Source organism: Enterobacter sp. RHBSTW-01064, from assembly GCF_014103035.1.
In the GTDB taxonomy this organism is placed as follows: Bacteria; Pseudomonadota; Gammaproteobacteria; order Enterobacterales; family Enterobacteriaceae; genus Enterobacter; species Enterobacter mori.
Genome location: NZ_JABXOU010000006.1, coordinates 74,020 through 96,384, shown reverse-complemented (window position 1 = coordinate 96,384; position 22,365 = coordinate 74,020). Strand labels below are relative to the sequence as shown.

18 protein-coding genes and 1 pseudogene are annotated in these 22,365 nt (G+C 53.4%); 6 read left to right on the top strand and 13 right to left on the bottom strand.

What is annotated here, in order from left to right:
• Positions 1–10: 10 nt before the first annotated feature.
• The 13 genes and pseudogenes from HV355_RS17900 to thpR all read right to left on the bottom strand — a co-directional run bounded on the left by HV355_RS17900 (position 11) and on the right by thpR (position 11,942).
• A complete protein-coding gene (locus HV355_RS17900) occupies positions 11–586 on the bottom strand; it encodes a fimbrial protein (RefSeq protein WP_182402883.1) in 576 nt (191 codons plus the stop codon).
• Positions 587–614: 28 nt separating this feature from the next.
• Positions 615–3,202, bottom strand: a pseudogene (locus tag HV355_RS17895) (outer membrane usher protein).
• An 85-nt stretch (positions 3,203–3,287) separates the two neighbouring features.
• A complete protein-coding gene (locus HV355_RS17890; protein ID WP_182402881.1) occupies positions 3,288–4,031 on the bottom strand; it encodes a fimbrial chaperone in 744 nt (247 codons plus the stop codon).
• 81 nt (positions 4,032–4,112) lie between these two features.
• A complete protein-coding gene (locus HV355_RS17885; protein ID WP_126816886.1) occupies positions 4,113–4,721 on the bottom strand; it encodes a fimbrial protein in 609 nt (202 codons plus the stop codon).
• 285 nt (positions 4,722–5,006) lie between these two features.
• Positions 5,007–5,387: an aspartate 1-decarboxylase gene (gene panD, locus HV355_RS17880; protein WP_023334546.1), complete on the bottom strand. Its 381-nt coding sequence runs from the start codon at positions 5,385–5,387 to the stop codon at positions 5,007–5,009.
• A 32-nt stretch (positions 5,388–5,419) separates the two neighbouring features.
• Positions 5,420–6,271 (bottom strand): pantoate--beta-alanine ligase, encoded by an 852-nt coding sequence (gene panC, locus HV355_RS17875; protein ID WP_182402880.1) that lies wholly within the window; start codon positions 6,269–6,271, stop codon positions 5,420–5,422.
• An 11-nt stretch (positions 6,272–6,282) separates the two neighbouring features.
• Positions 6,283–7,074, bottom strand: coding sequence for a 3-methyl-2-oxobutanoate hydroxymethyltransferase (gene panB / locus HV355_RS17870; protein ID WP_023334548.1), 792 nt, complete (start codon positions 7,072–7,074; stop codon positions 6,283–6,285).
• A gap of 123 nt (positions 7,075–7,197) precedes the next feature.
• Complete coding sequence (folK, locus tag HV355_RS17865; protein ID WP_108417063.1) at positions 7,198–7,677, bottom strand: 2-amino-4-hydroxy-6-hydroxymethyldihydropteridine diphosphokinase; 480 nt, start codon at positions 7,675–7,677, stop codon at positions 7,198–7,200.
• The gene (gene pcnB / locus HV355_RS17860; protein WP_108417062.1) at positions 7,674–9,071 is read right to left on the bottom strand and encodes a polynucleotide adenylyltransferase PcnB; all 1,398 of its coding nucleotides are present in this window, start codon (positions 9,069–9,071) and stop codon (positions 7,674–7,676) included. The genes folK and pcnB overlap by 4 nt, the downstream gene beginning before the upstream one ends.
• 42 nt (positions 9,072–9,113) lie before the next feature.
• Entirely contained in the window at positions 9,114–10,004 is an 891-nt protein-coding gene (gene gluQRS, locus HV355_RS17855) for a tRNA glutamyl-Q(34) synthetase GluQRS (RefSeq protein ID WP_042716982.1), read from the bottom strand.
• A 57-nt stretch (positions 10,005–10,061) separates the two neighbouring features.
• Complete coding sequence (gene dksA / locus HV355_RS17850; RefSeq protein WP_003829221.1) at positions 10,062–10,517, bottom strand: RNA polymerase-binding protein DksA; 456 nt, start codon at positions 10,515–10,517, stop codon at positions 10,062–10,064.
• 176 nt (positions 10,518–10,693) lie between these two features.
• Positions 10,694–11,398: a DNA/RNA nuclease SfsA gene (sfsA, locus tag HV355_RS17845; RefSeq protein WP_182402878.1), complete on the bottom strand. Its 705-nt coding sequence runs from the start codon at positions 11,396–11,398 to the stop codon at positions 10,694–10,696.
• Entirely contained in the window at positions 11,388–11,942 is a 555-nt protein-coding gene (thpR, locus tag HV355_RS17840; RefSeq protein ID WP_182402876.1) for an RNA 2',3'-cyclic phosphodiesterase, read from the bottom strand. The genes sfsA and thpR overlap by 11 nt, the downstream gene beginning before the upstream one ends.
• 73 nt (positions 11,943–12,015) lie before the next feature.
• Here thpR and hrpB point away from each other — a divergent pair, with 73 nt between their 5' ends.
• The 6 genes from hrpB to HV355_RS17810 all read left to right on the top strand — a co-directional run bounded on the left by hrpB (position 12,016) and on the right by HV355_RS17810 (position 22,310).
• Positions 12,016–14,445 carry an ATP-dependent helicase HrpB gene (gene hrpB, locus HV355_RS17835; protein WP_182402874.1) on the top strand — a complete coding sequence of 810 codons (2,430 nt, stop codon included), beginning with the start codon at positions 12,016–12,018 and terminating at the stop codon, positions 14,443–14,445.
• Positions 14,446–14,589: 144 nt separating this feature from the next.
• Positions 14,590–17,115 carry a bifunctional glycosyl transferase/transpeptidase gene (gene mrcB / locus HV355_RS17830; protein WP_089599149.1) on the top strand — a complete coding sequence of 842 codons (2,526 nt, stop codon included), beginning with the start codon at positions 14,590–14,592 and terminating at the stop codon, positions 17,113–17,115.
• 347 nt (positions 17,116–17,462) lie between these two features.
• A complete protein-coding gene (locus tag HV355_RS17825; RefSeq protein ID WP_182402872.1) occupies positions 17,463–18,035 on the top strand; it encodes a fimbrial protein in 573 nt (190 codons plus the stop codon).
• Between the two features lie 42 nt (positions 18,036–18,077).
• The gene (locus HV355_RS17820; protein ID WP_182402870.1) at positions 18,078–18,791 is read left to right on the top strand and encodes a molecular chaperone; all 714 of its coding nucleotides are present in this window, start codon (positions 18,078–18,080) and stop codon (positions 18,789–18,791) included.
• 20 nt (positions 18,792–18,811) lie between these two features.
• Entirely contained in the window at positions 18,812–21,289 is a 2,478-nt protein-coding gene (locus tag HV355_RS17815; RefSeq protein ID WP_182402868.1) for a fimbria/pilus outer membrane usher protein, read from the top strand.
• A 13-nt stretch (positions 21,290–21,302) separates the two neighbouring features.
• Positions 21,303–22,310 carry a fimbrial protein gene (locus tag HV355_RS17810; RefSeq protein ID WP_182402866.1) on the top strand — a complete coding sequence of 336 codons (1,008 nt, stop codon included), beginning with the start codon at positions 21,303–21,305 and terminating at the stop codon, positions 22,308–22,310.
• Positions 22,311–22,365 lie beyond the last annotated feature (55 nt).

Here is a 22,365-nt window from a genome sequence, read left to right as displayed (position 1 = left end):
CCTGCACCAATCACTCGTAGCTAAACTCAAATGTTGCCACGGCTTGAAAATCGCCAATTCCCATGCTGTTCGCTCTGGTTTCACGCAACGTGGCCACCAGAGCAACTTCCTTATTCTGGATTTCTGTTGGGGTCCAGACCAGACGTTTAGAATCCGTGCTTGAGTTGATGGTAAATGGCGCCGTTGGTGTAGATTCTCGGGCGATTTCAACGGCAGCATAATCCGCTCCGCCGTTTGGTCCGGTAATCTGGTTAGTAAGCCCGGTTGGTAAAATGCCCGATGCTGTTCCTTTTACCGTTGTCTTCAGTGAAGTCAGGGACGCCGGACATTCAACTATCACGATTTTGAAATTGGCATTTGCCGTTCCGGCTTTGACATCGTCAAGTCGTACCTGGCCATTGTTACCAATAGTCAGCGTTTGCTGTGTATCTGAACCTGTACCGCCAACCAGTTTCATATCACAGGTGGTTTCGCGGATATTGGCGGTGAAGTTAACATCCAAATTAGTGCCTTCAGCAAGCGCTGAACCTGATAACGCCAGCATCGTTGTGGCAACGATGGACAGGCTAAAAAGATTTTTTTTCATACTCACTCTCATCTATTTTCCTGAATAATTACATTTGGCACTGTTGGTTATTAAGTACCGTTGTAAGTCCTACTTTTTGAGCATTTGGTAAAACCTGATAGTGGTACTGTCCTTACTATTTCCCCAGACCACGTGTAGAACTCCCTGATCTTCGACGCCTCGGACATAGGCTTGCCCTGCCTGCCCGACGGTCCCGACAGATTCATTCTTCTCGTTTAACACATCGGCACCCAGAGGAATAAATCCTTTATCCGTGCGCTGGAGTTCTAAAATAAGTGAACGACCTTCGTTCGTTTCAAAGTTCACCAGCACGACGGAACCGCTGCGAGGAACGGTAATTTCACTGGTATTTGTTATTTCGACGTCATTTTCAAGCGTGGTGATATCCAGATACACCCTGTTTTCACGATAAGCCGACATATACGGCAAAATACCATAACCAGAATCACCAATTTCACTACTGCCGAAGCCAATACCCGCGCCTTTCGCGCCGCTGGCTTTTACCAGCGCCAGCGCATCGCTGTCGCCAATGCTGCCAGGTGCAAAGGCAATGCCTCCTGAATGCAATACCATTCCCCCGTTATAGGAAGCGGAATATTGCTTGCTGTTGTCGTCACCGAATGAAGCCGATAGTCCAAGAGGGCCGTAGGCGCTATTAAGTGAACCATAACCACTTATCTGATTCAGGTCGCCATAATTACCGCTATTTGATGAGGCGCTGACGGAGTAACTCACTTTATTATCTTCAGTGTTTCCACCCGCAGAGGTGTTAAAGTTAGTGCCACCTTTAAGATCGGAACGTATACCCATATTAATGTTATTAAAGCCACCTGAACGTGTACCCGCGTTGTTATGTGAAAACACGTTTAATGGAATGCTCATGCTTAAATAAACGCTGTCGTCTTTTTTACCATACTGGTCATAGGTTCGTTGTAATGACAGACTGTAACTGCCATAGGTGAAACTATTGTTATAGCCAATGTTATAGTTGGAGGTCGATCCTGTGGCGTTCCAGTAATCCTCCCAGGTGCCGCTGACATACAGGGATCCAAAATTATTTTCTCCCGAGGTTAGCGGCTGGTTAAGACTAATTTGCACCTGATTTTTGGTTCGCTGATAGTCAGCATACAGTGCTTCGTTTGAATCATAGCTGCGGTTCGAGTATTTCTGTCGCTTAATGCTGTCCTGGAGCTGCGCTGCGTCGTTAAGACTGAGGTAATCTTCCGTCGAGAAACGATAGGCCGCAACGTTAAAGGACGTATCCGTTGCCTCAATCATTTTACTGTAGGTCAGGCGATAACTTTGACCGCTAAGCGTATCAAGACCCTCAATATCTGCATGGGATTGCGTGGCATCAAGCGCAAAAGCACCGATCCAAGTATTCATGGCCAGGCCTAAAATACCGGCGTAAAAATCCATGTCGCTATACTGCGCGCCAATATAGCCCGTAAAGGTGTTATTCAGGCCATAGTAAAGCGTGCCATAACCGACTTTAGGCGTATCAATCAGGGAATCATCATTTAATTCCCCTAATCCAACATCCCAACGAGTAGCACCTGGACGGAGCATTTGGGTGACGGATGAGAAAGGAACGGTAAAGGAGCGCTTGCTACCGTCCGCTTCTTCAATGGTTACCAGTAAATCATTACCATAACCTGTCGTGCTAAGGTCATTTATCTCAAATGAGCCTGGCGGTACGGTTGTTTCATAAATCTTATTACCGCTCTGCGTTACGCTGACTTTTGCGTTGCTGTTTGCTACGCCTCGGATCACCGGCGCATAGCCTGTTGAACCCATCGGCAGCATACGGTCATCACTGTACATACGCGTACCGCGCAGACTTAACGAGTCAAATGCTTCACCACGGGTATAAGAATCTCCGATCACGAACTGAGCACTGAGCGGGGTAACATCCCGCTGCAAATAGATATCCTGGCTGGAATACTTTGTGCCGTTATCTTTGTCCCAGTTGAGGTTTCCGCGTGAACGCAGGCGCCATGGACCCATGTTGAGCCCGTAGCGTAAACCCATATACGCGCTTTCCGATGTGCTGCCGTTGCTCTCGCTATGCCACGCGTTCATGTCATAAGAGAGCAGGGCGGCAGGAATACCATCTTCCCAAAGAGAAGGATCGACATAACCTGCCGGCCGTTTCAGGACATAGATCTGCGGGAAATTGAGATCCATAGCCTGTTTACCGCTGTCATAGCTTACCGTTGCACCGGGGAAGGTTTTTTTAATATCGATGCACGTCGCATCATCTTCCGATTCTTCAGTTAGCGCGCTGGTGTCGATGCCAGCTTGTGCCAACAGCAGTTTTGTTATGCAAGGTGTCGCACGCGGTGTCCCGTTATCTTTAAACGTAACCTCGACAGTAGATTTGAGTTTACCGTTCAGGTTTATCTTTGTGCGATACGTACCCGGCAAGACCGGGTTGCCATGTGCAAAACGATTGATATCAATATTTGTGCTGCCACTTAAAAGAAACTGATCGTTAAACTCAATTGCTTCTTCATTTTCAGGCTGGTCATTTGCAGACGTAGTGCTTTCTGCACAAACATAGAAAGGAAATGTTGCGCTTATAGCAAGGCATAAAAGAGAACGTTTAAATAACATGGCACATCCACTTAATCAGTGCAGAGAGAATACTCTCTGCAGAGTTAATGCTATCAATTATTATATGAATGAAAGGGGGCTCAATTTATTTAAGCTCAACCTTGTGATGGTCTGTGCCACCATAGTCATTAATGGTGTCAAACTCTACACTGCCATTTACTGCTGAAGATAAACCTTTCACTACCATAGCGGCATCGCTGAACGGCTGAACGGCCTGGTGAACAACGTCGTATGTTTTTTGGCTGGTTTTAATAGTTACCGTCGAAACGGCGACGTTATAAGGTGAATTATTGTGAGCAACAAGCTTAACCTCATTCCCTTCTTTCTTCTGCGTCCAGGTCAAATGTTCGGCTGCTTCACCTGCCGTGCCTTTTAATCCATCAGGGCGGAAAAAGAATTTAATACGTGTTCTGAATGCCAGTTGAAGCTGGTTAAGGTTCTCTTTGCCCGCAGCTTTTGATTTTGGCGGAATTTCCAGGACGTTGAACCAGAAAAGCGATTCACGATCCTGTGGTAAAGGGGTACCCATGTAAGTAATGCGTACAGATTGGCCTTTTTTCGGGTCAATGCGCGATACCGGGGGGGTAATGATAAAAGGGAGTTTCAGCTCTTGCGGGTTTACACCATCGCGGCCGTCATCAAGCCATGTTTGAACCAAAAGGGGTTTAGTCCCATGGTTATCGAGATTAACAACGACATCTTTTGATGATTGCGGATATACGATACGCGTGCCGGAAATAACAATATCCGCATTTGCATTCGATGCGGACAAAAAAGCAGTAACGAGCAATGCGGCTTTAAAGCCTTTAATGAATACTGAATTAGACATTTTTCCACTTCCTTTTGGAATTATACAAGCAATCCTTCATTTACAATGAAGGATTGCTTAGATTTAAAATTTACGAATCTCTTATTCGTAAATCATGGTGAAGGCAACCTGTGCCTGCACAGTACCCGCAGATACTGGGTTAGCGGCTGCATCCCAACCCTGAGCCTGGGTGTATGCTACGCGGTAGTACAGGTTACCTGCGCCGGTAGCTGCGTCGATATCCGCTTTCTGGGTGTTATTGGTCTGGTCAACTTTGATCTGGTCGGTTGCGGAGTTACCGTCGTTTGACAGCACCAGGTTAACGTTCTTAGCTGAACCCTGAGCATTGCTTGGTGGAACCAGCAGGCCGCCTTCGGTTGAAGAGGAACCCGCCCATGAAGAGAACTGTGCAGATGCTTTCTTCGCAGTCGCAGTATCACAACCAGTCAGTGAAAGGGAGAATTTCTTTTCACCCAGGGTGCTGGTGGTACCCAGTGAATTTGTGAAATCGCGTACAAATACAGTATCCAGAGTCACGTCAAAATCGTTACCGTCCTGATCGATTTTCTGGTCAAGGGAGACCTGGCAAGTATTGTTAGAAACCATGCCGTGGAAAGTAATAGTACCCGTGTCAGGATCTGCTGCTACCGCTGAACCCGCAGCCAGAATGCTTGCCATTGCAATTGCCAAACCATATTTTTTAGAAATCATTTCAATATCCATATTCGTTGTTTAAATAATAAATGCCAGTAAAGCCATTGTTTGAAATTAAATTTCGAAAAGGATTATATTGATATTTTTTATGAAAAATAGAGGCTGCTTCGTTATTAAATCTAAATGAATAATTTAGAATATTTAAAGCTATTAATAATCAATGGGGTGTATGTGCCAGGCTGGATTGTTTATATAAATGATATAAAGTATTTAATTTTTAAATGATTTTAAATGACCCATTCATATGAATAATATTCGGGAATGGGCCATATTATAAAAATATCAGGCCACCTGAACCGGAATCGCCTTCGCGGTGCGTTTCATGTCGTTGTCGCCGTCGAAATAAGCCACCTTCGGCTGCCAGCGACGCGCTTCTTCATCAGACATCATCACGAAGCTGGCGATAATGACGATATCACCTACGTCCGCGCAATGTGCGGCAGCACCGTTAACGGAAATGATTTTAGACCCGCGCTCGGCAGCAATCGCGTAGGTTGAGAAACGTTTGCCGTTGTTCACATTCCAGATATCAATCGCTTCGTTTTCAAGGATGCCCGCAGCGTCGAGAAAATCCTGATCGATCGCGCAGGAGCCTTCATAGTGCAGGTCGGCCTGGGTGACTTTCACACGGTGAAGTTTACCTTGCAGCATTTTGCGAATCATTACATTTACCTTTAATTATCAAGGGTGAAGAACTACACCAGCTCAACCACTTTATTGTCGATTAGGCGGGCCTGACCGAGCCATGCCGCCACCAGAATCACCGCGCGTTTACTGGTCTCTGTCAGTTCAAGCAGGGTATCAGCATCGCGGATTTGAATATCGTCAGCGCGGAAGCCTTTGTCGTTCAGGGTCTGCTCTGCAAGGGCGACGATTTCTTCTGCATTTAGTTCTTTCGCCAGCAGTTGTTCCGCCATAGCGTTCATCACCTTGCTTAAGCCCGGCGCGATTTTGCGCTGGTCAGCGGTCAGGTAGCCGTTGCGGGAGCTGAGCGCCAGACCGTCTTTGGCGCGTACAATCGGTACGCCGACAATCTCGATATCGTAACCCATATCCGCCACCATCTTGCGGATCAGCGCCAGCTGCTGGAAATCTTTCTCGCCAAAACACGCGACGTCGGGCTGCACCAGGTTAAAGAGCTTGCTGACGATGGTCGACACGCCGCGGAAATGACCCGGACGGCTTGCGCCTTCCAGCATGGTGGAGATGCCCGGTACGTCAACGTAGGTTGCCTCTTCCGTACCCTGAGGGTACACGTCCGCTGGTGCCGGAGAGAAGACGATATCCGCATGGCGTTTTTTAAGCTTCTCGCAATCTTCCTGCAGGGTGCGCGGATAGCGTGCCAGATCGTCGGCGCGGTCAAACTGCATGGGGTTAACGAAGATACTGACCACCACGATATCTGCCCGCGCTCTCGCTTCGTCGACCAGCTTCATATGGCCGTCATGCAGGTTGCCCATGGTCGGGACGAGTGCAATACGTTTACCTTCCTGACGCGCGCGACGGATATGCTGGCGAAGCAGCGGCAGGGTTTCAATGATTAGCACAACGAGACTCCTTAATGGAAACTGTGTTCTTCACCCGGGTAAACACCGGATTCAACGTCGGCAATATACTGCCTGACCGCAGCGCGCATGTCGCCCGCTTCAGTGAGGAAATTTTTGGCAAACTTCGGGATATGCCCGCCGGTGATGCCAAAGGCGTCGTGCATCACCAGAATCTGGCCGTCGGTCACGTTACCAGCACCAATGCCAATCACCGGAATGGACAGGGCCTCAGTAATACGTTTCGCCAGCTCAACCGGCACGCACTCCAGCACCAGCAGCTGCGCGCCTGCGGCTTCCAGCGCCAGGGCATCATCAAACAGCGTCTGGGCGGCGTCACCGCGGCCCTGCACCTTATATCCGCCAAAGATGTTGACGGACTGCGGCGTCAGGCCTAAATGGCCGCACACCGGCACGGCGCGCTCGGTGAGCATTTTCACCGTCTCAACCAGCCAGGCTCCGCCTTCGATTTTGACCATATTAGCCCCGGCGCGCATCACTGCCGCCGCGTTTTCGAATGCCTGTTCCGGCGTGGCGTAGGCCATAAACGGCAGATCGGAAAGCAGCAGGCAGGCTGGGGCACCACGGCGCACGGCGCGGGTATGGTAAGCGATATCCTCAACCGTGACCGGCAGGGTGGAATCATGTCCTTGTACCGTCATCCCTAACGAATCTCCGACCAGCATGACGTTGATACCCTCTTCGGCAAAGAGTTTGGCGAAGCTGTAGTCATACGCGGTGATGGTGGCGAAGCGTTTTTTTTCCTGTTTGCATTTCTGCAGTAAGGAGATGGTGGTTGGTTTCATACTGTTTCCTGGTAACCCAAAAACGAATCTTTGCGCATTCTAACAGTAACATTGGAGGTAACAATGATTTTAGGTAACCGATTAACCATAATTATTTAATGGTTAATCAGTAATAAAACAGGTTTACCAGCAGGCGGGTTTTTCCGCGCGGAGGCTTTCCAGCACGGCCTTCAAAGAGAGGCCGTCGGGGAAGATAAGATCGGGGGCAACTTCAAACAGCGGCCAGAGCATAAAACCGCGGTTTTTCATGTCGTAATGCGGAACGGTGAGGCGTTCGGTATTGATTATCTCGTTGCCAAACAGCATCAGGTCGAGGTCGAGCGTGCGCGGCCCCCAGCGTTCGGCTTTGCGTACGCGACCCTGTTGTAGCTCAATACGCTGGGTATTATCCAGCAGCGTTTCGGCATCCAGAGCCGTGTCGAGCACGACGGCGGCATTCAGGTAATCAGGCTGATCCTGCGGGCCCAGCGGCGGCGTGCGATAAAAAGAGGAGACCGCAATAATCCGGCTTTGCGGCATCTCCCCGAGCGCCTGAACGGCAGCGTTAACCTGCTCCAGCGGAGAGGCCAGATTGCTGCCGAGGGCGATGTAGGCGAGGGTCACGCTGAGCCTTCGCGACGCGGTGCGCGTTTGCGCGGGCGGCGGTGGCGACGACGCGGTTCTGGCTCTTCATCCAGATTGGTCAGCATCCCTTTTTGCTCGGGTGGTGCAGAGACCTGGAATTCGCCCCACCACTGCGCCAGACGCTGCAGCTCCTGGTTCTTTTCAATTTCAGCGCGCAGTGCCAGCAGGTCGAACGCGGCGCGGAATTTAGGATGCTCCATCAGCTTCCAGGCGCGTTTGCCCTGGCGACGGGACATGCGCAACTGAAGTTGCCAGATGTCGCGCACCAGCGTGGTGATACGTTTTGGGATCGCGAGCGTACGACAGGCTTCATCCAGCACGTCGTTTGCCGCCAGCGCAAAGGCATCGTAATAGGCCAGACCGCTTTCCTGCGCAATTCGCTGTGCTGCTTCCAGCAGGGGATACCAGAACATTGCGGCAAACAGGAATGCCGGGTTCACACGCATGTCATTCTGGATGCGGGTGTCGGTATTCTTCAGCACCTGCGCAATAATGCGTTCCATCGGGCTGTCACCGTTTTCGGTAAAGCAGCGCGTGATGGTTGGGAAGAGGGGCTGGAACAGGCTGTATTCGCGCAGCAGATTGTAGGTTTCATACCCGTAACCCGCCTGCAACAGCTTCAGCGCCTCTTCAAACAGACGCGCGGGCGGCACGTCGTTAATCAGCGTTGCCAGACGCGGGATCGGCTCACCGGTTTCAGGGCTGATGCGCATGTTTAATTTGGCCGCAAAACGCACGGCGCGCAGCATACGCACTGGGTCTTCGCGGTAACGGGTTTCCGGCGTGCCGATCAGGCGAATCAGGCCTTCTTTCAGGTCCTGCATACCGCCAACGTAATCCCGTACGGTGAAATCCGCCACGCTGTAGTAAAGGCTGTTGATGGTGAAATCGCGGCGCTGGGCATCTTCTTCGATGGAACCGAAGATGTTATCACGCAGCAGCATGCCGTTCTGACCCTGCTGGGACGTCGTGCGATCCGATACGCCCGCTTCGTGATGGCCACGGAATGTCGCCACTTCGATGATTTCCGGACCAAACATGACGTGCGCAAGGCGGAAACGGCGGCCAACAAGACGGCAGTTACGGAATAATTTGCGTACCTGTTCTGGCGTGGCGCTGGTCGTCACGTCGAAATCTTTTGGTTTTTTGCCCAGCAGTAAATCACGCACCCCACCGCCAACGAGATAGGCCTCGTAGCCTGCTTTATTCAGACGATAGAGCACCTTGAGGGCATTTTCACTGATATCTTTGCGGGAAATAGTGTGCTGCTCACGCGGAATAACCGACATGCGGTTTTGCGCAATAGCGTCGTTAGCCATGCTCTCTTCGCGGCTTAGCACTTTACGGCAAAAATTAGCGACTCGGGTAAAAATAGTACACCTCGTAGTGTGTTTTGTTATGAAAAAAGCGGCTAATCATAGCTCAGCGCAACGCATTTGAGAATGCTGGATTTTTGGCACGGCCTCGAGCGTCCAGTGGGCGACGGCCAGATCCAGCAGTTCGTCTATACGCAAATCCTGCCATTCGTTGGTTACATTTTGGTTGAGAAACCGCAGCGCGTCGATCAAAACAGGGCGCGGATCGCCGCCTGGCAGGGCGGGCGCGTGGTTCTGCTTGGAGAGCTTAACGCCCCGCGCATTGACCGCCAGCGGCAGGTGGATGTAATCCGGCGCTGTCCAGCCAAACTGATGATAAAGCGATATTTGCCGCACCGTCGGTTCAACCAGATCCGCCCCGCGCACAATTTCCGTCACGCCCTGGAAATGATCGTCCACCACCACCGCCAGGTTATAGGCGAACAGGCCGTCGCGGCGGTGGATGATGAAATCTTCACAGGCAAGACGTTTGTTGGCGTAGATTTCGCCGGAGAGTAAATCGGTAAAGTGCGTCACCGGGGAACGCTGCCGTATACGCACGGCGGCATTTTCAGGACCGTTGTTCAACGTGCGGCAGTGGCCGTCATAGACGCCACCCACGCTTTGAATACGCGCGCGGGTGCAGGTGCAGTAATAGGACAGCCCTTGTTCATAGAGCCACGCCAGACGTTCCCGATAGGCATCATGGCGTTGTGACTGCCACAGTACATCGTCGTCCCAGTGAAGACCGTAATGTTCCAGCTGACGCAGAATCGTTTCTGCTGCACCGGGAACTTCACGCGGAGGATCAATATCTTCAATGCGGACGAGCCATTTGCCCTGGCGGGCACGAGCTTGCAGGTAGCTGCCGAGCGCGGCAATTAATGAGCCGAAGTGTAATTCGCCGGAAGGAGATGGCGCGAAGCGCCCAATATAGTGTGATTCAGACATATCAACAGTAACAAGGCGGGAGAGACTCCCGCCTTTGCAGTAGTTAGAGGGGTGGCATTAGCCAGCCATCTGTTTTTCGCGGATTTCGGCCAGCGTTTTACAGTCGATGCACAGATCGGCGGTTGGACGCGCTTCCAGGCGACGAATGCCGATTTCAACACCGCAGGATTCGCAGTAGCCAAAATCTTCGTCTTCGACTTTTTTCAGCGTTTTCTCGATCTTTTTGATCAGTTTGCGTTCGCGGTCACGGTTACGCAGTTCGAGGCTGAACTCTTCTTCCTGAGCGGCACGGTCTACCGGATCCGGGAAGTTTGCAGCTTCATCCTGCATATGTGTAACGGTGCGATCGACTTCATCCCTGAGTTGATTACGCCATGCTTCAAGAATACGCCTGAAGTGCGACAGCTGGGCTTCGTTCATATACTCTTCGCCCGGTTTCTCTTGATACGGCTCCACCCCAGCGATGGCGAGAATACTCAGGGACGATGTTTTACGGTTTTGCCCTTCTTGCATGTTGCTTCTCCTTAACACGCACTATCGATCCCCGTGTTGGGGGAAAAATCAGGTCGCTATAAATAGCAGATGCTTTTCCGTATGGCAATTATCTAAACGTAACACTTGACAAGCCTGTGAGGAAAAGCGTATTTGCGCACGCGGCCAGAACACATAATAGTCAATCGTCTATTCCCTTATAAGACAATGGGAAGAGAGGATCTCAGAGTCATATTATCGGCAGAAAGTTCCGCTTTATAAGCGAAAACCTCCACCCCCTGCTTTTGTGCCTCATTCAACAATTGCGCGTATTTAGGATCGATATGGCGGGCGGGGGAGAATCGTTCAATGGCTGAATGCAAAACCGCAAACAGCAACACGGCGCGTTTGCCCGCCGCCGCTACACTCATTAGCTCTCGCAGATGCTTCTGGCCACGTAGCGTTACCGCATCCGGAAAGTAGCCATTTTCCTGTTCCGCTAACGTCACTGATTTTACTTCAATATAGCACTCAGGCCTGTCTTCCGCCTGTAACATGAAGTCAATTCTGCTGCTTTCATCGCCATATTTCACTTCGCTTTTTTGCGTGCCATATCCTACCAGTTCAGGAATTGTGCCATGGGTCAGCGCTTCCTTAACCAGTTGATTTGCGCGCAGGGTATTAACGCAAATAAATGCCCCATTTTGGGTTTCGGTCATTTCCCAGGTATGGGGATACTTGCGTTTAGTATTTTCTGATGTGGAATACCAGACCCTGTCACCCGGCGTCGCACAACCGGTCATCGCACCGGTGTTGGGGCAGTGCAGGGTGAGCTGTTCACCTTCGGGTGTGATCACGTCGGCGAGAAAGCGTTTGTAGCGCTGGATCAGCGTGGCGTGCTGTAGAGCAGGACTAAACTTCATCGGATTTCCTTAGTGCGTCACCCAACGTCCAGCGCTGTAGCGGCGTGTAGCGGGTGCGTCCTTGTGCAAAGACAGATTCATAAAGCGCAAATTCGGTCACCGGAAAGGCCCAGTGGAAGCCCGGTGGTGGAATGGCAACGGCCTGACCGGCATCGCGCAGCAACGTGATATGTGGATGAAACGGCTGCGGGCTTTGGTAACAGCCGCTGCGTGCTGCCTGGGCGCGCAGCATATTTGCCAGCTGTAACAACCCGCGCGGCGGCTGGCGCGTGCCCAGCCAGACCACGCGTGAGCGTAGCCACTGACCGGCATCGTCAAGGTGCAGCGTAAACCCCGGCTGGGAAATGCGTCCGGCCATCGCGGCTAACGCGCGCTGTTTATCCGCGCTTACCTCACCCAGAAAGGCCAGCGTCAGGTGCATATTCGCCGCCGCAACAGGACGACCCGCCTCCGAAGGGAAATGTTCCGCGCGCCAGCGGACGATTTGCCGCTGAAGCGTGGCGGGAAGTTCAATGGCGAAAAACAGTCGTTTCGACTCAGACATACGGATGACTCGGTAATGATATGCGCCGATGCTACAATGTACGCCGACTAATGTTAACCCTCTGGAGCTGTTAGTGTCCTCATTGCCGGTCGCCGCCGTCCTTCCTGAGCTTCTCGCTGCCCTAAACGATGCCCCGCAGGTTTTGCTGAATGCCCCAACGGGGGCGGGTAAATCCACCTGGTTGCCGCTGCAAATCCTCAAAGAGGGGAATATTCGCGGGAAAATAATCCTGCTGGAGCCGCGCAGGCTGGCGGCGCGTAACGTGGCGCAGCGCCTGGCCGAACTGCTTAATGAAAAACCGGGCGAGACGGTAGGTTACCGGATGCGTGCAGAAACCTGCGTCGGCACCGCAACGCGCCTTGAAGTGGTGACCGAGGGCATCCTCACCCGAATGCTGCAAAACGACCCGGAACTGACGGGCGTCGGGCTGGTGATTCTGGATGAATTCCACGAGCGCAGCCTGCAGGCGGATTTAGCGCTGGCGCTGCTGCTGGACGTGCAGCAGGGGCTGCGAGACGATCTTCGGCTGCTGATTATGTCGGCAACGCTGGATAACGAGCGGCTGCAGCAGGCATTGCCCGATGCCCCTGTCATCAGCTCAGAAGGACGCGCATTTCCGGTTGAACGCCGCTATCAGGCGCTTCCCGCCCATCAGCGTTTTGATGAGGCAGTCGCTATTGCGACGGCAGAACTGCTGCGCCAGGAACCCGGTTCGCTGCTGCTGTTTTTGCCGGGTGTCGGTGAAATCCAGCGCGTGCAGGAGCAGCTTTCCTCCCGCGTAGGCGACGATGTGCTGCTTTGCCCGCTCTACGGCGCGTTGTCGCTACAGGATCAGCGTAAAGCCATTCTTCCGGCCCCGGTGGGGCAGCGCAAGGTGGTGCTGGCAACCAATATTGCTGAAACCAGTTTGACCATTGAAGGCATTCGTCTGGTGGTGGATAGCGCGCAGGAGAGGGTGGCAAGTTTTGACCCGCGCACCGGGCTAACCAAACTGCTTACGCAGCGCATCAGCCAGGCATCGATGGTGCAGCGTGCGGGCCGTGCGGGGCGTCTTGAGCCGGGTATCTGCCTGCATTTGACGGGCACAGAGCAGGCGGAACGCGCGGCGCAGCAAAGCACGCCGGAAATTTTACAAAGTGATTTATCTGGCCTGGTCCTGGATCTGCTGCTGTGGGGCTGCCCGAACCCTGAACAGCTCACCTGGCTTAATCCTCCGCCTGTCGTGAACCTCACCGCTGCGCGCAACCTGCTGACGCAGCTTGGCGCGCTCGAAGGCGAGCGCCTGACGGCGCGCGGCCAGAAAATGGCGACACTGGGCAACGAGCCGCGTCTGGCCGCGATGCTGGTGTCAGCGCAGGGCGACGACGAAATTGCTACGGCGGCAAAACTGGCGGCTATTCTTGAGGAGCCGCCTCGCGGTGGCAGCAGCGATCTGGGGCAGGCGTTTTCGCGCAATCAGGGGAACTGGCAGCAGCGGGCGCAGCAGCTGTGCAAACGCCTGAATAGCCGGGGGGGATCGCCTGACAGCGATAAGATTGCCTTCCTGCTGACACAGGCCTTCCCGGACCGGATCGCCCGCCGTCGCGGGCTGGACGGACGTTATCAGCTGGCAAACGGCATGGGGGCGATGCTGGACAGCAATGACGCCCTGACGCGCCATGAATGGCTGATTGCACCGCTATTACTGCAGGGCAGCCATTCCCCGGACGCGCGTATTTTACAGGCAATTGCCGTTGATATTGACGCCCTGACGCGCAGCTGCCCGCAATTGCTCCAGCAATCCGATATCGTTGAGTGGGATGATAACCAGGGCACGCTTAAGGCGTTCCGTCGTAGCCAGATCGGTAAGCTGACGTTAGGTACAAAGCCGCTGGCGAAGCCGTCGGAAGAAGAACTCCATCAGGCCATGCTGAACGGCATTCGCGAAAAAGGGCTGAGCGTATTGAACTGGACGCCAGAGGCCGAGCAGTACCGTATTCGGCTGCACTGTGCCGCACGCTGGCTGCCGGAGTATGGCTGGCCGACGGTTGATGATGAGACGCTGCTGGCTTCCCTGGAAGATTGGCTGCTGCCGCAAATGAGCGGCGTACATTCGCTCAGGGCGCTGAAAGCGCTCGATGTTAAGGCCGCGTTACAGAATTTACTCGACTGGTCATTACGTCAACGTCTGGATAGTGAACTGCCTGGGCATTACACTGTGCCGACCGGAAGCCGGATTGCCATTCGCTATAACGAGGATAATCCTCCGGCGCTGGCGGTAAGGATGCAGGAGATGTTTGGGGAGGCCACCACGCCGTCCATCGCGGAAGGACGCGTTTCTCTGGTGCTCGAACTGCTGTCCCCGGCGCATCGCCCGCTGCAGATCACTCGTGACCTGGGGGCGTTTTGGGCGGGAAGCTACCGTGAAGTGCAAAAAGAGATGAAGGGGCGGTATCCCAAACACGTCTGGCCGGACGACCCGGCAAATACGGCGCCGACGAGGCGGACGAAGAAGTACTCGTAAAAGGGGAGTGCGGCCTGATGCCCTCACCCCGGCCCTCTCCCACAGGGAGAGGGAGAAAACCAATTTTGAGAGATTTCTTCTTTCATAGACCTGTGAAAGATAAGAAAATCTGGCCTTTGCGCCTGAATGTTGCGGAGAAAAAGCATGGCGGGGAATGACCGCGAGCCAATAGGACGTAAGGGAAAGCCAACGCGTCCGGCGAAAGAAAAGGTGAGCCGTCGTCGCCTCAGAGATGAGGAGTATGACGATGACTACGAAGACGATTATGAGGATGATGAGCCAATGCCGCGTAAAGGGAAAGGCAAAGGGCGGAAGCCTCGTGGTAAGCGCGGCTGGTTCTGGCTGCTGCTGAAGCTGTTTATTGTTTTTGTGGTGCTGATCGCGATCTACGGCGTGTATCTGGATCAGAAGATCCGCAGCCGTATTGACGGGAAAGTCTGGCAGTTACCTGCGGCAGTCTATGGCCGTATGGTGAACCTTGAGCCGGATATGTCCATCAGCAAGAACGAGATGGTCAAACTGCTGCAGGCGACACAGTATCGTCAGGTCACGAAAATGACCCGCCCAGGCGAGTTTACGGTGCAGGCGAAGAGCATTGAGATGATCCGTCGTCCGTTCGACTTCCCGGACAGCAAAGAAGGGCAGGTGCGCGCGCGTCTGACCTTCGACGGCGATCGCCTGGAAACGATCGAGAACATGGATAACGACCGCCAGTTCGGTTTCTTCCGTCTCGATCCGCGTTTGATCACCATGCTTTCGTCGGCCAACGGCGAGCAACGTCTGTTCGTGGCGCGTAACGGCTTCCCGGACCTGCTGGTGGATACCCTGCTGGCAACCGAAGACCGTCACTTCTACGAGCACGACGGTATTAGCCTTTACTCGATTGGTCGTGCGGTGCTGGCGAACCTGACCGCCGGACGTACCGTGCAGGGGGCAAGTACCCTGACCCAGCAGCTGGTGAAGAACCTGTTCCTCTCCAGCGAACGCTCCTACTGGCGTAAAGCCAACGAAGCGTATATGGCGGTGCTGATGGATGCCCGTTACAGCAAGGATCGTATCCTGGAGCTGTACATGAACGAGGTGTACCTCGGTCAGAGCGGTGATAACGAAATCCGCGGCTTCCCGCTGGCGAGCCTGTACTACTTTGGCCGTCCGGTGGAAGAGCTGAGCCTTGACCAGCAGGCGCTGCTGGTGGGCATGGTGAAAGGGGCGTCCATCTATAACCCGTGGCGTAACCCGAAACTGGCGCTGGAGCGTCGTAACCTGGTGCTGCGTCTGCTGCAACAACAGCAGGTGATCGACCAGGAACTGTACGACATGCTGAGCGCGCGTCCACTCGGCGTTCAGCCGCGCGGCGGCGTGATCTCCCCGCAGCCTGCGTTTATGCAGATGGTGCGTCAGGAGCTGCAGTCTAAGCTTGGTGATAAGGTGAAGGATCTCTCCGGCGTGAAGATCTTTACCACCTTCGACTCCGTGGCGCAGGACGCGGCAGAAAAAGCGGCCGTTGAGGGCATTCCAGCGCTGAAGAAACAGCGCAAGCTGAGCGATCTGGAAACCGCGATGGTGGTGGTTGACCGTAATACCGGTGAAGTGCGCGCCATGGTGGGCGGCGCTGAGCCGCAGTTTGCGGGTTATAACCGTGCAATGCAGGCGCGTCGTTCAATTGGTTCTCTGGCAAAACCGGCGACCTACCTTACCGCGCTGAGCCAGCCGAACCAGTATCGTCTGAATACCTGGATCGCCGATGCACCGATCTCCCTGCGTCAGCCAAACGGTCAGGTGTGGTCTCCGCAGAACGATGATAAACAGTTCAGCGGTCAGGTAATGTTGGTGGATGCGTTAACGCGTTCCATGAACGTACCAACCGTTAACCTCGGTATGGCGCTGGGCCTGCCTGCTATCACCGATACCTGGCAGAAGCTGGGCGTGCCGAAAGATCAGCTGCATCCGGTCCCGGCGATGATTCTGGGGGCGCTTAACCTGACGCCAATCGAAGTGGCGCAGGCGTTCCAGACCATCGCCAGCGGCGGTAACCGTGCACAGCTTTCTGCGCTGCGCTCGGTCATTGCCGAAGACGGTTCTGTGCTCTATCAAAGCTTCCCGCAGGCGGAGCGTGCTGTTCCGGCGCAGGCGGCGTATATGACGCTGTGGACCATGCAGCAGGTTGTGCAGCGCGGTACTGGGCGTCAGCTGGGGGCGAAATACCCGGGTCTGCATCTGGCGGGTAAAACAGGTACCACTAACAACAACGTCGATACCTGGTTTGCCGGTATTGATGGCCGTGAAGTGGTGATCACCTGGGTAGGCCGCGATAACAACCAGCCGACCAAACTGTACGGGGCGAGCGGGGCGATGTCGATTTACCAGCGCTATCTGGCGAATCAGTCTCCGGTGCCGCTGAACCTTGTTGCGCCGGAAGATATCGTTGATATGGGCGTTGATGGGTCCGGTAACTTTATCTGCGGTGGCGGTATGCGCACGCTGCCGGTCTGGACAACCAATCCAGACTCGCTGTGCCAGCAGAGCCAGCCAGAACAGCCGACGGGCAATCCGTTCGATCAGTCTTCTCAACCTCAGCAGCCGCAGCAACAACAGCCGCAGCAGCAGAATGAGAAGAAGGACAGTGATGGCGTAGCGGGCTGGATCAAGGACATGTTTGGCGGAAACTGATTAGTTTCCTGAATAAAAAAGCCGCTTAGTGATAAGCGGCTTTTTTTTGTGTTTACATTTGTTCTTATTTTAATTTTAGTAAAATTCTAATTAAGAATTATTAATGCGTGAGTTTTCTTATTGTAATCAGTATGTTGGTGTTACTTTAAACTATTTCATTCGCCAGCCTGCTGGACACGATAAAGATTAATCTGATGTAATTGAGCTCGTGAATTTTACTTTCCTCATGGGATGTTCTTATTAATGATTTCCCGGGGCTAGGTGATATCCCATTTTAAAAAACATTCTGGCGAAAAGTATTCTTCCCAGGAATGGATTCCGTTATAAGCATATATAAGGATGTTGTTATGAATAAGACATTTATTTCTTCTTTATTGGCCGGAAGCGTTATGGCGGCGTTGTCGCTGCCGGTCTTTGCGGCGAATGATTCAGGTACGGTAAATTTCGCCGGAAAAATTGTGGCGGATACATGCGAGATCAATGTTGATGGTACGGGGACCAATACCTCCACCGTTACATTCGCAGATACTTATCCTTCAGATTTTGGCATCGACGGTCAGGTCGGGACGTCTAAAGCGTTTAAGATTGAAGTGAAAAAATGTGACCCGCTGGTCGCCAACCTGAACCTCAAGTTCAGCGGCACAACAACAGACGCTGCGTACAAGCGTTTGAAGAACGATCTCTCCGGCGCAGGCAACGCCACTAACGTTGGCATCATTGTCAGCAATGATAATGGCTCTAAAGGCGATGTGGTCTTCGACGGTTCAGTACCGGATGCGGGCACCGACGTGGCTAACGATGCGACCGGCGCAGCGGCTTCTGTCTTTAACTACACCGCGAAAGTGATTCAGGTCGGTGATACCGCGCCAACCGCGGGTCATTACTCCTCCTCAGCCACATTTGAGGTTGTCTATCGCTAAACAATGACTGGCAGCCAGAACGGCTGCCTTCTGGAATGCTGTATGAAGCCGTTATTTAAATTGTTATGTGGCTGTTTAATTATTTCTTGCTGTTCAGTGCAGGCAAGCGTTGTTCTCGGTGGTACGCGAATTATTTATGCATCGAATAAATCTGAAGTACAAATCGCACTTAAAAATAAAGATCCTCATACGCGTTATCTGGTGCAAAGCTGGGTCAGTTATCCCAATGATGCAAAGGCTCCCTTTATTATTACGCCGCCTGTCTATAAGTTGCAGGAAAATCGTCAGACGCTGTTACACGTTATTTTTACCGGTGATAAAAACAGCCTGCCGGCAGATCGCGAATCACTGTTTCTGGCGAATGTGAAATCTGTCTCTGCTCTGTCTCCCGACCTGAAAGAGAAGAATACCCTGCAGTTCGCTATGAAAACGCGCCTGAAGCTTTTCTGGCGTCCCGCTCAGTTGAAGGAAGCTGATGCCCTGGGAGCCTATGAAAAGATCACGTTCCATCGTCAGGGGGACACGCTAATCGCAAACAACCCTACGCCTTTTTACGTCTCTTTTGGCGAACTGTCCGTTGGCGGAAAAAGTGTACCGGTGAAAGAGACCAAAACCACGCCGGGTGCCATTTCAATGATGGCTGCACCGTTTAGCAAGCAGAGTTTCGCGCTACCAAAAGCGGCAAATGGCGCGGTGACCTGGACGGCTATTAATGATTTCGGCGCCCAGACTCCTCAACGCAAGCAGGCTCTTTGAATCGATCATGTTGGTAAGTTATGTCGTCATCTTTACTTCACAAACAGGTACTGTCCGGGATCGCGCTGGCGCTGCTCGCCGCGATCCAGCCTGCAAATGCGGATGACGAATTCAACCTGCGGATCCTTGAACTGGATACCCCTCTCGAAAATACCTCCACGCTAAAAAACTTCATCAATGATAACGGGTTACTTGCGGGGAGCCACCCCACGACGATTATGTGGGATCGGGACGTGCTGGATATACGTACGCTCACCTATGTGCTTTCTGACGATAAACAGCATCTGCTGCCGGAACTGACCAAAGCGGACCTGCGTGAATTTGGCGTGAAAGTCGACACGATCCCGGATTTGAAAGAACTGGACGACCAGGCTTACGTTCGGGACATCTCTCATTTCATTGAAAATGCACGCTACGATTACAATCAGGATAACCAGACCCTGAAGCTGGTCATTCCGCAGATCTATCGCGATCGCGCCGCCGCCGGGGCGATTAACCCGAAGTTCTGGGATGACGGTGCGCCTGCCGCCTGGACAAGCTATCAGCTCAGCGGTTCTCAGCAGCACTATAGCTCGGGCAATACCTCTTCAACCTGGCTCGGTCTGGAGTCGGGAATTAACCTTGGGGCGTGGCGACTGCGCAATAACAGCACCTGGAGCGATGCTTCCGGCTGGGAGGCTATCGCCAGCACGTTGCAGCGTGACATCAAAGCGTTGAAAAGCCAGCTTGAGATGGGGCAGACCTATACCAATGGCGAGCTTTTTGACAGCGTCCAGATGACCGGCGTGAAGCTGGAAACGGACACCGCTATGCTGCCCGTCAGCCAGCAAGGCTTTGCGCCTGTTGTGCGGGGTATTGCTAATAGCGACGCGAAAGTCACCATCAAGCAAAACGGCTACATCATCTATCAAACAAACGTCTCGCCGGGGCCTTTTGAGATCCGCGACTTGAGCCAGGTGACATCCGGCGCCGATCTGGAAGTGACCGTCGAAGAGGCGGATGGCAGCGAGCACAGCTTCATACAGGCCAGCGCCTCGGTGCCAGTGTTACAGCGAGAAGGCGGTTTTAAGTACTCGCTGGCCGCTGGGCGCTATCGTGGTAACGAAGGTGAAGATGAACCTATCTTTGCGCAAGGTACGGCTATCTATGGTCTGCCTTACGGTGTGACGGCCTATACCGGCGCGCTGGGGGCGTCACTGTATCATGCGCTGCTGCTGGGGATTGGTGCCGATCTGGGGCACTTCGGCTCCGCATCTGTCGATTTAACGACCGCTCGTACCGCGTTTGATGACGGGCGTGACGATGCCAGCGGTTTATCGTGGCGGGCTCAGTACTCAAAAGATATTCCCGACACGGATACGACCGTCACGCTTGCCAGCTACCGCTACTCCACCTCGGGGTTTTATACCTTTCAGGAGGCTATCGATCGGCGTGACAGCGAGATCGATGACGGCATTTATACCTACCGCAGAACCAACAACCGCCGTAGCCGCATGCAGCTAAACCTTTCTCAGCGTATTTCAGACTGGGGCTCGGCGTATCTCAACGGCTATCAGCAGGATTACTGGGATATGGACGGCCATGAGCGTAGCGTCAGCGTCGGGCTGAGCTCCAGCTGGCGCGATATCACCTGGTCGATAAGCTACAACCTGACCCGCACGCCGGATGCCGATACCGACCGGCAAATGGCGTTGACGGTCAACATTCCGTTCTCAAAGTGGCTTCCTGATACCTGGGCAACCTACAGCGCGAATACCGCCAGCGGTGGGTTTGTCTCGCATCAGGTCGGGCTCGGCGGCACCGCGCTGGAGGACAACAAGCTGAGCTACAACCTCCAGCAGAGCTATGCCAATCAGAACACCGGCTACGGCGGCAGCCTGTCCGGGCGTTACCGTGGCGCTTCCGGTGAAGTCGGGATGGGGTACAGCTACGGTGGCGATAACCGACAGTGGAACTATAGCGCGCAGGGCTCGGTTGTTGCCCATGAGCATGGCGTGACGCTGGGACAACCGGTGCGTGACGCCTTCGCCATTGTGCACATCAATAAGGGCGAAAACGTCAAGGTGCAAAACGGGCGTGGCATTTATACCGATGCTTTTGGCAATGCAATTGTCCCCTCTCTGACGGCCTATCGACACAACACCATCACGGTGAATACCCAGGATCGGCAGGATATCGATATTGACGCGGCAACACAGGATCTCGTGCCGACGAAAGGGGCAGCCATAAAGGTCTCGTTCGATGCACGCGTTGGACGGCGCGCGCTGGTGACCCTGCTCTTTGCGGGCAAGCCTGTTCCGTTTGGCGCAGTGGTTGCGCTGGATACCACCACCGCCATTGTCGGAGATGGCGGAGAAGCCTATCTGACGGGTCTTCATGACAAAACGACGTTCAGCGTGCAGTGGGGAGAAGCGGCTGAACAACAGTGTCAGGGGGAAATCGACATGCCCGACGACGGCGTGACTGACATGGTTAAGGCAACGGTAACGTGCAGGTGAATAAGGAAACCCGATGAGCCAACGTATGACGATACACTCCTTTTGCGCAGGGGTTGCGCTGCTGATCGCCACCGTTTTTCTGCATCCGGCGTATGCTAACTGCACCTTCACAGGCGAGGGGGGAAAGGACGGGGTGGTTACGTTCCAAATCCCACCCGCGATTGTTCTCGATCCCGATACGCCGGTGGGGACGGTGATTTATGATAACAACGCGGAAAGCGGCGAAGTCAGAGTAGATTGCGGCGGCGCTGACGCCCAGATTCGACGAGGGTATCTGACGCTAACGGAGGGGGATGCTCGCGAAGATGTGTTGCCGGGAGTGTATAAAACGAACGTGCCGGGGATTGGGATCCGCGCGGCCTCTTCTTCCGAACAATTTCCTGATTATACTGAAGAAAACCTGACTCGCCCGTGGCATAGCGTTGGATCGATTCACGGCTATTCTCATTACACATCCGTTTTTCGTGCCGCCGCGCAGCTCATCGTCATTGGCGATATTCAGGAGGGGGATCTGGATACCTCGCGGTTAACCGCTCAGGATACGTTAGGGGGAGTCGTGATTGGTGAAATGCGTTTTTCGCCCACCAGCGTTCATATCACCACCAACACCTGTAATCTGGTCGACCGTAACATCTATGTGCCCCTAAAAACGGTTAATGTGCAGGATTTTAACGGACAATACTCAGACATTCTCACCGACGGCAGTTTTAAGATTGAAATCACCGACTGCGCGGCGGGGACAAAGGTCGATTATCAGTTCACCAGCGCGGGTTCGACGGGGGTGACGAACGGTAATATCCTCGGCATTGCCGCAGGAGATTCCGCCGCTGTGGGTGTCGGCATCCAAATTCTCGACAAGAACGATACGGTGCTGCAGTTTGATCAGAACTACACGGCGATAACCAGTACGCAGGACAAGGTTCCCGTCGAAATTCCCCTCAAGGCGCGCTACGTCAAAACGGGGGAGGTTAAAGCGGGCAAAGTCGATTCCGTCGCCACGTTCGAGGTGTTTTACCATTAATCCTTTCTGCCCGTTTCGGCGGGCTTTAGCGATCATTTCGCTAACCTCATTAACC

What these genes read in the sequence shown, in the direction of transcription:
- HV355_RS17900 (WP_182402883.1), bottom strand. Translation starts at nt 586, where the DNA reads ATGAAAAAAAATCTTTTTAGCCTGTCCATCGTTGCCACAACGATGCTG.
- HV355_RS17890 (WP_182402881.1), bottom strand. Translation starts at nt 4,031, where the DNA reads ATGTCTAATTCAGTATTCATTAAAGGCTTTAAAGCCGCATTGCTCGTT.
- HV355_RS17885 (WP_126816886.1), bottom strand. Translation starts at nt 4,721, where the DNA reads ATGATTTCTAAAAAATATGGTTTGGCAATTGCAATGGCAAGCATTCTG.
- panD (WP_023334546.1), bottom strand. Translation starts at nt 5,387, where the DNA reads ATGATTCGCAAAATGCTGCAAGGTAAACTTCACCGTGTGAAAGTCACC.
- panB (WP_023334548.1), bottom strand. Translation starts at nt 7,074, where the DNA reads ATGAAACCAACCACCATCTCCTTACTGCAGAAATGCAAACAGGAAAAA.
- gluQRS (WP_042716982.1), bottom strand. Translation starts at nt 10,004, where the DNA reads ATGTCTGAATCACACTATATTGGGCGCTTCGCGCCATCTCCTTCCGGC.
- dksA (WP_003829221.1), bottom strand. Translation starts at nt 10,517, where the DNA reads ATGCAAGAAGGGCAAAACCGTAAAACATCGTCCCTGAGTATTCTCGCC.
- sfsA (WP_182402878.1), bottom strand. Translation starts at nt 11,398, where the DNA reads ATGAAGTTTAGTCCTGCTCTACAGCACGCCACGCTGATCCAGCGCTAC.
- thpR (WP_182402876.1), bottom strand. Translation starts at nt 11,942, where the DNA reads ATGTCTGAGTCGAAACGACTGTTTTTCGCCATTGAACTTCCCGCCACG.
- mrcB (WP_089599149.1), top strand. Translation starts at nt 14,590, where the DNA reads ATGGCGGGGAATGACCGCGAGCCAATAGGACGTAAGGGAAAGCCAACG.
- HV355_RS17825 (WP_182402872.1), top strand. Translation starts at nt 17,463, where the DNA reads ATGAATAAGACATTTATTTCTTCTTTATTGGCCGGAAGCGTTATGGCG.
- HV355_RS17820 (WP_182402870.1), top strand. Translation starts at nt 18,078, where the DNA reads ATGAAGCCGTTATTTAAATTGTTATGTGGCTGTTTAATTATTTCTTGC.
- HV355_RS17815 (WP_182402868.1), top strand. Translation starts at nt 18,812, where the DNA reads ATGTCGTCATCTTTACTTCACAAACAGGTACTGTCCGGGATCGCGCTG.
- HV355_RS17810 (WP_182402866.1), top strand. Translation starts at nt 21,303, where the DNA reads ATGAGCCAACGTATGACGATACACTCCTTTTGCGCAGGGGTTGCGCTG.